Consider the following 13,485-nt stretch of genomic DNA (forward strand, 5'->3'; position numbering starts at 1 on the left):
AGGCGGCCTGGCGTATTGCCGTCGAGGCCTGGCTGAATAAGAAAGGTTTTGTAACCGTGACCCTGAATGGAAAAGTGTTACCCAGTTTTTTCTGATTTCGGTATCATTAACTCATGGCGTGCACAATTGTTATGAAAAAGCGATTCAGCTAATGCCGCATTCACCTGAAACACATTGGAATATGTCATCTGTACTTTTAACTTCTGGCAATTTTGTGCAAGGGTGGAAGGAGTTTGAGTGGCGTTTGCAAGAGGATGAACAATTTAAACATTTCAATAAGTTGCCTTACCCAATATGGGACGGTTCTCCTCTTAAAGGAAAAAATATATTGATACGTGATGAACAGGGTATAGGTGATAGAATAATGTTTGCATCTTGTCTTTCTGAAGTGATTTCTCAAGCAGAGTTATGCATAGTCGAAACACACAAAAGACTTGTACCGCTTTTTGCTCGATCGTTTCCTCAATCGATAATAATAGAACGTATCGAACAAGCTACTTATCCAATGGAACTTCCGATACCAGATATGCAAATTGCTATAGGTAGTTTAGCCAAGTTTTTCTTGCCCGACCTTGCCAGTTTTTCAAAGATAAAAGCCTATTTAAGGCCAGATTCAGATAAGATGGAAGTTTGGCGCAATCGGTATGATTCACTCGGAAATAATTTGAAAGTAGGCATATCTTGGCGTGGCGGCAGTACCCCTTATCAGACGCGAAAAAGGTCTATTGAACTTGAGCAATGGCGTATATTGTTGACAATATGTGATATAGACTTTATAAATTTACAGTATGGAGATTGTTCAAAGGATATTGAGGATACGAAAGAAAAAATGAAAGTTATAATCCACAACTGGATAGATGCGGATCCCCTCAAAGACTTGGACAATTTTGCTGCGCAAATTGCTGCTCTTGATTTGGTTATCTCTATAGACAATTCAACAGTTCACATGGCTGGAGCACTTGGAGTGCCTGTTTGGACTCTTCTGCCGTTTGTGCCTGACTGGCGCTGGATGCTGGAGCGGGAAGACAGTCCATGGTACCCCACTATGAGGTTATTTCGTCAGCCTTCACCAGGAGATTGGGAATCAGTGATAATCAAAGTGAGAGAAGAGTTGCTGAATTTATTGAAAAAAAGTAAAGGAGTCTTCCCACTTATTTGCCAAGGCAAAATGAAAATGTCCGGTCCGAATAAAAATTGAAACTCGGAACCCCAGCTTATTTACAGTCAGCAGTTCTTGGTGAGAAATTCAAACAGTTACGATCTAATTGACAACAATGAACGCAATCAGTCGAACTGTTATTGCGGCCAATCTGCTTTAACCCCTGCCAGAAATTCATTGATGTTTTTCCAGTAGTCCTCGTTTTCATGTATCGTGTTATGATCCTCGTCCTGTATCGAGATAAAGATATGCGGCCCTCCCCATTTCTCCGCGAGTCTTTTTGAATATTTGACGGGTATTATCGTATCTTCAGAGGCTACCATCACCAGCAAGGGTGAAGTGATCAGCGGGGCTATCGCGAGAGAATCGAACCGGTGCCTGAGGAGAAGTCTGACGGGAAGAAACGGAAAATGTTCCTTTCCGATACTCACCAGGCTGTCATAAGGAGATACAAGGATCACTGCCTTTATGTTTCTTGCCTTCGCGAGAAAGACCGCAACACCGGTTCCCAGGCTTCTTCCCATTGTCACTATCCTGTTTTTGTCAATATCAGGTCTTCCTGCAAAATAGTCATAGATGGCGGTTGCATCCGCACAGAAATTCTTCTCGCCCGGGTTCCCCTCACTCAGTCCGTACCCCCGATAATTGATCAATGCCAGTGACCAGCCTTGAATTCTGTGGGAATAGTGAATGAGATATGACAATTCCTCGGCATTGCCGCCAAAATATATGATGAGAGGAGATTGTTGGAGGTTTGAGTTTTTTACCAACCAGCCTCTGAGGTGAATGTGTTTTTCAGTTTTGAGACTGATGTTCTCAATTTGAGAATTCTGAGAATGCACGTGCACAATTCTTTCTGATTCTTCTGCGGTCAGGCGCTGCGGAAAAAAGATCATCTTATCCTGAAAAAAGTAGGGAAGGGCTAAGAGAAGAAAAAAACTGATTAACACGATTGTCATAGTTTTTCCGGTATCTTTCAGAAAAGTCTTGAGTCCTGACCGCATGGGAAACGATTGCTCCTGCCCGGAAGGGCTTTCTAAAGACTATACAGGAAAAAAAGCCGGTAATACAAGCGTCTGCCGGTAAATTTTTTCGGTCTCTCTTGAGGTATAATACATACGCACCATGGCTGATGGCATTAACATAAAGATACCTGTCTTCGAAGGGCCCTTTGATCTGCTTTTGCACCTTATCAGGGAAAACAAGATAGACATCTATGATATCCCGATCTCGGTTATCACGGGTCAGTACCTCCAGTACATCGAGATGATGAAGGAACTGAACCTCGAGATTGCAGGAGAGTTTCTTGTGATGGCTGCAACCCTGATCCAGATAAAATCGCGGATGCTCCTGCCTCCCGATGAGGAAGCCCCGCCGGAAGAGCAGGAAGATCCGAGACATGAGCTTGTCCAGAGGCTGCTGGAGTACCAGAAATACAAGGAAGCAGCCGCTGATTTCAGAATACGGGAAGATGAATGGCTGAAGATTTTTCACCGCGAACCATTTTCAGAGGAAGAAGAGGGCGAACTCTGTCTTTTCAATGTCGGCATTTTTGATCTCATCGGTGCCTTCAAAAAAATCCTCGATAAGGCCCCTCCCGAGGTTGTTTCCATTACCATGGAAACACTTACGGTGAAGGACAAGATGTCCACGATCATGGAGATAATCGAAGGACAGGATGCGGTCAGATTTGAGGAACTCTTCAAAGACGGCATCACAAGGGTTCAGATCATCGTGACCTTCATTGCACTCCTAGAGCTTATCAGGCTCGGCCTTATCAGGGCGTACCAGGAAAAGGCATTCGGAAACATATGGGTAATTAACCCTGCCCGGCAGTCCACCGCAGTGAACCAGGCGTCCACTCAGGAATAAACCTCTACAAATTTTTTCACAGTCTGTGAAACGCTGATTGACTTCACTCTCCGGCAATTGCTACATTAAGCGAGAGCTTCATTGATGCGTTGAAGTCAGGCAAGTGACGAGAAATTATAAAATAATCATAATAATTATATATATTTAAAGTATAACATAAAGTAAAAGATTATGTTAACGAATTTATAATTTTTTTATGCTGATACAAAAAAGTGGCATTAAATATGCAAATGCTATGAAATATAGACCTATGCAGAAAAAGATATTTTTAGTTATGGGTATCATTGTGCTGTGCATGGCGATGTTCACGTATGCGCCAGAGAGGGGTGAAGCGGTAGTAGGCGGGGATTGCGATGCATGCCATTCCCTGTATCCCGGGATGATGGAAAAAACCATGCGAGGAAAGCCATTTCAGTTTGTGCTCAGAGATATCTTCTGCATCAACTGCCATTCTCATAACACCAGCGAGACTATTAAGCTGCTCGGTGGCAACAGGGTGCCTGTAGTTTTCAACAACGTGAAGCCGGTACACCCCCTTGCCGGAGGGAATTTCTACCCTGTCGCAAGGGATTTTGGTGACAGGAAGGGACATAATGTAAAAAGCATTGCCTCAGTTGATGCGAAATTCAGGAATGTGCCTCCCGGGTACAGCAGGAAACTTGATCCCTCCCTCACAGGGTATGACATGGGGCAGCAGCTTTCCTGTGCGGGCACGAACGGTTGTCACGGGGACAGAAATATTGAAGACCCTTTTGAGGCTGTGTTCGGTGCCCACCATGCTGTGGGGTTGCCAATCGACGGAAGCACAACCGCGAAGAGTTACCGTTACTTGAGGAATGCCGGAAAAGTGAAGGGTGTCACGGGATATGAGGACAATGAATGGAACAGGCATGCTACAGCGGATAAGCATAATGAATATACTCCGTCGATTGATGAATTCTGTACCAGCTGTCACGGCGAGTTTCATACAGGAAAACTATCCTCCGTGAAAAGCCCGTGGTTCAGGCACCCTACAGGAATTGTCCTGCCTTCAAATGGTGAATATGCCAATTACCGGACATACAATCCGGATGCGCCGGTTGCAAGGCCTGTGCTTCCTCAGTCTCCCAGTAATGTGGTTACCCCGGGAAAAGATGCAGTCAGTTGTCTGTCCTGCCACCTTGCCCATGCAGGACCTTACGAATCCCTGCTGAGATGGGATTATGACAATATCTTTACCGGGGAAGACGAAAAAGGCGGTTGCATTGTATGTCATACGGGAAAATAAATATGCGAAGAGTATGGAGTGAAAAGCATAGAGCACAGCACAAATTCCCAAAAGTACAGCAGAACAGGGAGGATGCAATGAGAAGAGGGATGAATTTCGGATTATTTGTGGTATTTTCTCTCTTTTCCATGTTGTTTGGCCTTTGTGTTTTTACAGTAACTGCTGATGCGAGGGTAAAGGGAAAATGCAAGGATTGCCACACGATGCACTACAGTTATGAGGGGGAGGGAAGGGCGTACGGGAGCCAGACAGGCCCTTTTCCGATTCTTTCGAAAGGCGGATGTATCGGCTGTCATGCACAGGATCCAAATGGTGTCAAAAGTATCGTAACGGCAGGAAAAGCGCGGATCCCCCAGGTTCTTCATCATAATGAAAACGATGATCTCGCGGGAGGGAATTTCTATTATGTGGCGGATGGGTTTAATCCTGACTATGCAAAAGGGCATAATGTGCGGGGAATCTCACGCCAGGAAAATCCGCCCATGGATATTCCCCCCGCCTTTGTCGGCAATATTGTTATTGCCGGAGGAACAGGTCCAGCACGCTGGCCGGGACGCCAGCAACTGACCTGTGCAGGTACATGGGGATGTCATGGCAACAGGACAGAAGAAGATCCTTACCAGTCCGTTTACGGGGCACATCATGCCGATGATTCGGATATTGACGGTGCAACAGTAGGAACAAGCTACCGTTTTCTTTATGGAGTGAAAGGGAAGGAACACAATGAATGGGAGTATCAGGCTGCAATAACGGACCATAACGGCTACAAGGGCAGTGTTGACCATGATACCACGGATACCATCAGTTACCTGTGCGGGCAGTGTCACGCCGGATTTCACCCGCATCCTAATCTCGGCGGCAGCAGGGAAGTAGGCCATTCATACAATGCGGCTTGGAAAAGACATCCTGCCGACATCGCGTTCAACACTGTACATGGCGGTTATGCAAATTCCGAGTACAGTGGATATCTCTTGTACAGCCTGGAGGCTCCTGTAGCCTATGATAAGCCTACAGGCAGTGAGGCTGTTGTTGATGCCGGCAGCATTCTCATGTGCCTTTCATGCCACAGATCCCACGCGAGCAAATACCCTGACCTTCTGAGATGGGATTATGAAACCATGAAAGCGGAAAAAGGGAAAGGCGGGCAGGGTTGTTTAACGTGTCATACCGGTAAGGCAGGGCATTGACTATCAGCCCAAATCCAGCGATAGGGATTGTCATTGCGAGTGTAACGAAGCAATCTTGCCTGCGCATAGGAGATTGCCGCGCACCCTTTAGGTGCTCGCAATGACACGCATGTTAAACTCTTAAGAAACTTATCGCTGGATCTGGGTTGAAGGCGTTTCCCCGTTGTGTGAATGTGTATCTGTCTCATCTGTAATCAACCCCCGGAAGTCTGCAGCATCCTCTCAAAAAAGCAAAAGATAAAAAAACTTGACAAAATTTGCTCTCTGTCTTTACATTAATTAGCAAAAGCTAATTAATCACGATTCAGCGATTATTTTTTTCTTAAGGGTAAAATTGGCATGAAGCTTGCTCTAATATTATTGTAATGTCATTTTTTCCAAGATTCACAGAGAATATGTGGGAGAATGTCATACATAGAATTTAGCAAATAATAATTATCAATAGATAAAATAATAATCATATAGACATGAAAAGCGCTGTGATCCTGAAAAGAAAGGAGGTGAATGAGAATGCGAATGAAATCTGCAGTATGCTTCATAATGCTTCTCAGTCTGTTGCTCATATCCGGCAATGTGTATGCCATCACAGGAGTCTGTTCGAACTGCCATACCATGCACAACAGCCAGAACGGCACAAGAATGGCAGACAGGGATGCGCCCTATGAGTATCTGCTGAGGGCAAGCTGTATCGGATGTCATACCGGCTCGACAGGACAGGTCAACAGCTACGGTGCGCCGGTTGTCTACCATACCACTGATCCGGCTGGTCAGGGTGCAGGCAAGACACTGGCTGGCGGTGATTTCTACTGGGTTGCCAGCGGTACTGCCGGCCGTGACGATGCGAAAGGCCACAATGTATACGGGATTGCCAGTGCTGATGTGGCTCTCGGGATGACGCCGCCCGGCTGGCATCCGGCTGCAACTCCCGGTGCGCTGAATGACGGACAGATCAATGCAGGGGGAGCTGCATGGTCAACACAGCTCAACTGCGCAGGACAGTTTGGATGTCATGGCAATCACAGCAGTGCATCCAATGACGGTGGAATTTTCGGCTCACACCACGGAAACACAGGCGGAACTGCGACACAGGCAAACGCTCCAACGTCGGTAGGAGGCAGTTACCGGTTCCTTGGCGGCATCAACGGACTTGAGGAAGCCGGATGGAACTGGGCTGAAACGGCCAGTACCCACAATGAATATTTCGGCGTGAATGATACGGCAAACAGAAACCAGACCTACACCGCGTATAACAACAAGCGAACCATAAGCTATTCATGTGCACAATGCCACGGGTACTTCCACAGCAGGATTGACGACACCGCAACCGGCTCCCCATGGCTAAGACACCCGACTGATGTTGATCTTCCGGCTTCCGGCGAATATGCAACGTACAACCCTGACAATTCCAATCTCTACAGTGTTGAAGCGCCTGTCGGACGTGCCACGGTGCCCGCATCCAGCAGCAGCACGGTTACTCCGGGAACGGATATCGTTACCTGCATCTCGTGCCACAGGGCTCACGGCTCTTCAGAACCAGACATTCTGAGATGGACGTATGCAAATATTCAGGCCGGGACAGGGACTGCTGATACGGGATGTTTTACCTGTCATACACAGAAAAATGCCGATTAAAAGGCAACACGAAAAGAGGGCAGGGCAATAACCCTCTGCCCTCTTTTTTATGAACAGTAAGAAGACGGATCAGAGAAATGGAAAAGGGAACAAGAGAATATCAGAGTGAAACAATATCTGTGGAAATAACAAAGGGAATTCTCTGTCTGATCACCATATTGTTACTCCTGATGCCCGGAGCACTCATGGCGCAGACAGGTCCGGATTCTGTTACCTACATCGACAGCATACGCGAGGATGAGGAAGGAGGAAAGCTTTACTTTCCTTCATGTATCTTTGCAGAGCCGGAAAGAAATGAGATCTACATAATTGATGCCAAATCGAGAATCATTATCTATACTTCAGATTTGTTTCCTGTGTATACATTGTCCAAATGTCACGGAATCGAGACACCCCAGGGGCTGACGGTGGATTCCGAAGGAAATCTTTATGTTGCGCAGAGCGCGTCGAAAGACAACCCGAGACACAGGATATCGGTGTATAACGCGCGCCTGAAATGGGTGCGCGATATCTATATAGAAGGCTTCGAGAACGCTGAATTATTCATACCCTACCGTCTTGCGGTCGACAAAAAAGGGAATATTTATGCGTCAGCAGCATATTATCCGGGCATTGTCATCCTGAGTAACCATGGACAGCTTCTGGAAGTTCTCACTGCAGAGGAGGACGACAGGAAAATAAAGTTGAGCAATGTCACGGTGGATGAAAACGGCAGAATCTATCTGGTCAGTGAAGAAGAAGGGCATATATACGTCTATGATGAAAAAAGAAAGTTTCTTTTTAAATTCGGGGTGAAAGGAGGCAGCAGCGGGAAATTGAGCAGGCCTCTTGCGGTTGCGGTTGATAACCAGAGGGGAAGGATGTACGTTGTAGACTACATGCGGCATACGGTGTCAGTCTACGACTATGAGGGCAGGACCCTCTTTGAATTCGGTGGTCTGGGGTGGGGAGAAGGGTGGTTCCAGCATCCGAAGGATATCGCTGTCGATACCGAGGGAAGGATCCTGGTAGCTGATACGTTTAACGACCGGATAGAGGTGTTTCAGGCGAATGAATAGACTCGCTTATCTGAAAAGAAATGTGCTGTATGCTCTCCTCTGCGTGATTTTCAGTATGCTTATCGGGTGCGCGTCCGTCCGGGAGCACGCGGTATTTTCAGATGCAACGGAAGGACAGATCACCATTTTCCTCAAGGTCCCCGAAATAACCGCAACAGATATCACCTTTGATCTTTCGGCTGTCAGTATTTTGTCTGATGACGGGACATACAGGGAGATCATGAATATCCCTGTCTCAGTGAACTCTGTCGCAGTAACAGGCTCACAGATCAGGATATGTGAAAAAGCTCTGCAGGAAGGCAGATACCGCAAGCTTACGCTGCGTGTGACTCAGGCTTTCATACAGAGGAAAGATACCTCAGCACATCTGGCGCTGCCGCCGGAAGGCATAGAGATTGACATTGATGCTGCGGTAAGGCGGGGCCAGAATACCTCCCTGTTTTTGCACTGGAACGCTGACGGATCTGTTGTCGACGGATATCTGTTTCGTCCCTTGTTGACGGTTCGGGGCCAGACTCCCGAACTGAGTTCTCTTCTGATATATGTAACGAATGAGTACTCCAACAACATTTCTGTTCTCAACAGACAGACGGGTGAGACAGTAGCCACCATTATGGTCGGAAAAAACCCAAGGGGTATTGCAGCAAGCCCCGGCAGGGAGCGTCAGAGGATCTATGTGGCGAATACCGGATCAAACAGTGTTTCGGTCATAGATCCAACCACAAACAAGGTCGAGACAGAAATCCCCGTGCGTTTTGGAAGACAACCGGAGGCGATCGCGGTTGTTGCCATATCTCCGGAAAGGGAACTCCTCTTCGTATCCAATTTCGGCTCAAACAATGTATCGGTCATTGATGCGGCACTGTATCAGGAGATTGAAAGGATCAGCGTAGGGGAAGGCCCTGTGGCATTGTCGGCAGATCCCGCTGCTGAGAACCTTTCTGCCTCGAGATTCCTGGGTGGGGGTGAAGTTGCCTTGTTGAGAAGATACAGGGAAAAGTTTTTCAATGTCTATGTCGCAAACAAGAATTCCAGGAGTGTATCGGTAATCAGAATGGACATATCAAGGGGCAAAGCCGATGCAGTGATGCACGCGAACGTTGAATGGAACCCGGTTGCGCTCTCAGTCGACTATCCAAGGGGAAAAGTCTACGTAGCGAACTATAACCATGAAAACCTTTCGGTACTGGATATCCCACAGTTTGTGAGTGGTAATCATGCAGGCGCGGTCAGTTCCATTTCCAATATAGGAACTTCAGTGACAAGCATTATTGCAGACACTGAGATTGACAGACTGTATCTCCTGAAGGAAAGCACCGGAGAGATCATGATTATCAGGCCGTTTTCAGAGGCATTCGGTAACCGGTTGACCACGATGTCCCCTGTGATTGGAACGATCCCGGTAGGGAGTCTGCCGAGGTCAATGCTTCTTGATCCGGAAGGAAGGAAGATATATGTCGTCAACAGAGGATCGGATGATGTTTCTGTTGTCGATAAGACAACAAGGCGGGTTGAACAGGTTATTCCGGTCGGCAAGAGACCTTTCGGCATAGCCATGTTCCCATATTAGCTGACGGCAGAAAATACAGGGGCGGAAGGGTAGCGCGCAATGAGTAAAGGTCGGGGAGCGAAAGTGCTGAAACTCTTCGGTCTCTGCGCAATTTTGCATGCTTTTCTGTTTTCTTTTGCTTTTGCAGAAGGTCCGAATGCACTAATGAACATGAACTATACAGAAACAACACAGTATGAAAACGGAGACAGAACACAGACGTCTGATAACCTGTATCAGAACTACTATTTCCGTTTTGATAAAGCCGTCACCCCGGTAATTTCCTATCAGCTCTACCTGAGGTCGACGTTAACGAATGCGCATACCAAAGATGCGGATGGTGACGTGACAAAATCGTACCTGAGAGCCCTGGAGCCGGCAGCGGACATCTTTTTCAGAACCCCTCTCTACGGGCTGGATGCGGGGTACCGGCGTCTTGATCAGTGGAACACTGCAAACCTTAACAACAATGGCAGGATAACGACGGATTTCTCCTATTCACGCTTTACTCTCACTCCCTACGAACTTCCTGCGTTTTCCCTGCAATTTGACGGGGAAAAGGAATACGATCACCTCAAGGTGAGGAAAACCGACACAGCGTATACAAAATATTCCGGAAGTTCATGGTATGACCTTGTCTACAAAGACATCAGGATGTCGTATAACATCAATTACACACGGGATGAACACAAGACCCCGCTCGAGAAGGTAACCAAAACAATCAATAACAGTGTCAACGGGCTCTTTACCCTCGGGTACAGCAGGACCTTCTGGAGCAATAAGGCAAGTGTCTCGGCAGGATATCAGAGCAGTTATGTGCGGTACAAAAATGAACAGTTTGCTGCCGAGACAGGCAGCGTATCATTCAAGAGGACACCGTCTCTTGGCATGTACGGCTCAGGAGTCCAGCTTCAACCCGATGTTGATACCCTTGCTTCAACGATTTCCCTGAGTGACAATATCCATACTGTACCGGCTGCTTCGACTTCAGGGGTGATCAATATCGGTCAGAACGGAAAAAGATATCACAATATCGGGGTGCAGCTGTTTTCATCGGAAAAACCTGTTGATACCATCTGCGTGTATGTGAATAAGGATATTACAGGGGAGACAAACCTCACAGATGGTGCGAAATGGCGGGTGTATCGCAGCAGCTTTAACCTTCCTGGAACCTGGGCGGAGATTGCCATTCAGAGTGTTACCGTATCAGCATATGATTCGCTGCACAATATATACCGGTATGAGATACGGCTGATTTCTCCGCAGAACAGCCTCTATTTCAGGGCGGTCAATATGGAGAATGCCTCGGTTATTGATCTGCTGGTAACAGAGATCGAGGTGTTCGGTACTGATGAGATACCGCAGTCGGGAAAGACCACTGATGTAACCACATTTTTTACCCAGGGGATTAATTTCAATGCAAGTCTGAGACCCGTACAGAGGCTTACCTTTTCTCTGAATTACTTCCTGAACAGGTCGGATCAGAATCCGGCGTCAATAGCGAAGTCGATCGGCGGTGCCTTTGCAAATCTCCTCAGCGACTCCATTAAGGACAACGGGAAGAAGCTCAAAAGCAATATCACGAGGGCCTACGGTTTGAACTCAGTATGGTTTGCCCACAGACTCCTGACTACTACTGTACGCTTCCTGAGAAATGAGGCATTCGATAATAACAGGGAGATGGATTTGCGGTCTGATACCTATTCTGTTTCGTTCAGTTCAGCACCCCTGCCGACACTCGATACAAACCTGTCGTATGTACGTACATATACCTATAATTTCACCGAGAAGCAATCAATGAACAATTTGTATCTTTTGACCATTGGTGCAAGAATCTACCGTGATGTCAACATGATCACCGATGTCGGATACACGCAGTCGAAAACATATGCAGGGAGTATTCGGGAAAATATTGAAACTGCTTTCAGGGATACCTCCTCTTCAACGCGCTATATCAGGGGCACCCTCGATACACGCTTTACCCCGAATCTTTCAGGAAACCTTACCTACGGATTAAGCCGCACGTCAGGAAGCACCTCTTCACAATCGAATGATGCTTCCCTGATTGTCACTTACCGGCCAGGCAGATTCATCAGCCTTTCGGGGAGCTTCAGAATTGCTGATACAGACGATGAAACCCGGATGTCAGAAGGCATTCTGCTCGACTGGCTCATTGTGCCGTCTGTCAGATTCAATCTCAGTTATGAGCACATCAATACAGAAAACGAGACAGAAGCAGAGACGGAAACGACGGACACCATCAGCGGGTATGTCATCTGGTATATCACACGATTCCTGGATTTGCAGGTCAACTACAGTTACATACATAATGATCAGGAAACGAAACGGAAGACGTATAACCTCGTGGCAAACTTCACAGGAAGATTCTGGTAGTAATGAATAATGGCACATATCTTGCAAAATTGATTTTCATTAAAAATGGTACAGCAAATACTCATGACGAAAGAAGAGTTTTTGTCAGCTGAGGGCCAGCAGCCGAAAGCCGCGGGCAAGGGGCGCAGACCAAACGGAAAAGACCGGGGACACGGTGCTCTGGTATCCGGAGGGTTATTCTCTGTGCTCCTTGTCCTCTGTGCTTCCGTTTTTTTTGCTTACAGCTGCGGCCCGAAATATTTTACCAGGGGAAATACCAATCCTGATGACCTCAAGAAGATCGCAGTATTCCCTCTGGAGAATTTTACGATCGATGAAAATGCCGACAATAGAGTCAGGATCATACTGATTTCAGAACTCCTTTCGAGGGGTGTTGATGTGGTGGAGCCTGGAGAAGTGACAAGGACATTCAGGGAAATGAAGGTCAGGTCTGCCGATGCCGTAAAAGTTGCGGAATTGCAGGAAATCGGAAGAGCGCTGAAGGCGGATGCGCTTATGCTGGGTTCTGTGGAATTTTTCGGAATATCACGGGGAGTCTCGGTTTCCTATCCGGAGGTTACCATCAACCTGAGACTTATTGGTACGTCAACGGGAGACATTCTCTGGTCAGTCCGGAATACCTCGGGCGGAGCCGGGTTCTGGACCAGACATTTCGGCTCGGAGACAGTTTCTCTGAGCGAAACTGCAGAGCGTGTGGTAAAAGATGCGCTTGACACACTGTTTTAGACCAGGAAGATGAATATCAAATATTTATTTAGTTACAAGAGGTGGAAGAGATGAAACTGTCACGAATACCCTTTTCTCTGTTGTTTATTGTCCTGTTCTCGGTTTCCATCAGTTGCGGCGGAAGGGGTGCTTCTTCATTCTATATCAGCCAGGATACGGATTTCAGTTATGTCAAACGGGTAGCAGTGCTCCCTCTGGATAATCATACGAACGAGAGGTTTGCAGGTGATTCCGTTCGCCAGGTCGTCATCAGCGAACTGCTGGCTTCAGGACTGGTGGATGTTGTCTGTCCCGGAGATGTATCTTCCGTATTCGATGCCCTGAAGCTGAGAACGGGACAGTCTCCAAATGCAGAGCAGATGAAGGCTATCGGAAAGTCCCTTAATGTTCAGGGAGTAATATTCGGCGCTGTCAACAAATACGGTGAAATCAGGGATGGAAATGTATCTGCTCCGGAAGTTGCATTGACCCTCATGATGTCTGATGCCAGTTCCGGGAGCATCATTTGGTCTGTGACAAAATCAGGCGGAGGAGCGAGCTTTGCATCGAAGCATTTCGGTGCAAGAGCCGATACCATGAGCGAGACCGTGCTGAAGGTAGTCAGAGAAGCAATCGGCACTTTGCATAAATAAAAAGTATGA

11 protein-coding genes are annotated in these 13,485 nt (G+C 47.1%); 10 read left to right on the plus strand and 1 reads right to left on the minus strand.

Annotated features, from left to right (window positions below; all coding sequences use genetic code 11):
• The first annotated feature begins 151 nt into the window (after window positions 1-151).
• Window positions 152-1,198: a hypothetical protein gene (locus AB1552_06040; GenBank protein ID MEW6053336.1), complete on the plus strand. Its 1,047-nt coding sequence runs from the start codon at window positions 152-154 to the stop codon at window positions 1,196-1,198.
• A 98-nt stretch (window positions 1,199-1,296) separates the two neighbouring features.
• On the opposite strand, the gene AB1552_06045 is transcribed toward AB1552_06040, so the two are convergent.
• Entirely contained in the window at window positions 1,297-1,929 is a 633-nt protein-coding gene (locus tag AB1552_06045; protein MEW6053337.1) for an alpha/beta hydrolase, read from the minus strand.
• 355 nt (window positions 1,930-2,284) lie between these two features.
• On the opposite strand from AB1552_06045, the gene AB1552_06050 reads away from it, so the two are divergent.
• The 9 genes from AB1552_06050 to AB1552_06090 all read left to right on the plus strand — a co-directional run bounded on the left by AB1552_06050 (window position 2,285) and on the right by AB1552_06090 (window position 13,476).
• Window positions 2,285-3,031 (plus strand): segregation/condensation protein A, encoded by a 747-nt coding sequence (locus AB1552_06050; protein ID MEW6053338.1) that lies wholly within the window; start codon window positions 2,285-2,287, stop codon window positions 3,029-3,031.
• Window positions 3,032-3,281: 250 nt separating this feature from the next.
• Entirely contained in the window at window positions 3,282-4,298 is a 1,017-nt protein-coding gene (locus tag AB1552_06055) for a cytochrome c3 family protein (GenBank protein MEW6053339.1), read from the plus strand.
• 77 nt (window positions 4,299-4,375) lie between these two features.
• The gene (locus AB1552_06060; GenBank protein MEW6053340.1) at window positions 4,376-5,485 is read left to right on the plus strand and encodes a cytochrome c3 family protein; all 1,110 of its coding nucleotides are present in this window, start codon (window positions 4,376-4,378) and stop codon (window positions 5,483-5,485) included.
• A 516-nt stretch (window positions 5,486-6,001) separates the two neighbouring features.
• Complete coding sequence (locus tag AB1552_06065) at window positions 6,002-7,117, plus strand: cytochrome c3 family protein (protein ID MEW6053341.1); 1,116 nt, start codon at window positions 6,002-6,004, stop codon at window positions 7,115-7,117.
• A 77-nt stretch (window positions 7,118-7,194) separates the two neighbouring features.
• On the plus strand, window positions 7,195-8,175 hold the full coding sequence (locus AB1552_06070; GenBank protein MEW6053342.1) for an NHL repeat-containing protein: 981 nt from the start codon (window positions 7,195-7,197) through the stop codon (window positions 8,173-8,175).
• Entirely contained in the window at window positions 8,168-9,745 is a 1,578-nt protein-coding gene (locus AB1552_06075; protein MEW6053343.1) for a YncE family protein, read from the plus strand. The genes AB1552_06070 and AB1552_06075 overlap by 8 nt, the downstream gene beginning before the upstream one ends.
• A 150-nt stretch (window positions 9,746-9,895) precedes the next feature.
• Window positions 9,896-12,118, plus strand: coding sequence for a hypothetical protein (locus AB1552_06080; protein ID MEW6053344.1), 2,223 nt, complete (start codon window positions 9,896-9,898; stop codon window positions 12,116-12,118).
• 63 nt (window positions 12,119-12,181) lie between these two features.
• A complete protein-coding gene (locus AB1552_06085) occupies window positions 12,182-12,844 on the plus strand; it encodes a GNA1162 family protein (protein MEW6053345.1) in 663 nt (220 codons plus the stop codon).
• A gap of 50 nt (window positions 12,845-12,894) precedes the next feature.
• Complete coding sequence (locus AB1552_06090) at window positions 12,895-13,476, plus strand: hypothetical protein (protein ID MEW6053346.1); 582 nt, start codon at window positions 12,895-12,897, stop codon at window positions 13,474-13,476.
• Window positions 13,477-13,485: the final 9 nt, after the last annotated feature.

The sequence above is a fragment of the Nitrospirota bacterium genome, assembly GCA_040754395.1.
Taxonomy (GTDB): Bacteria; Nitrospirota; Thermodesulfovibrionia; order Thermodesulfovibrionales; family SM23-35; genus JBFMCL01.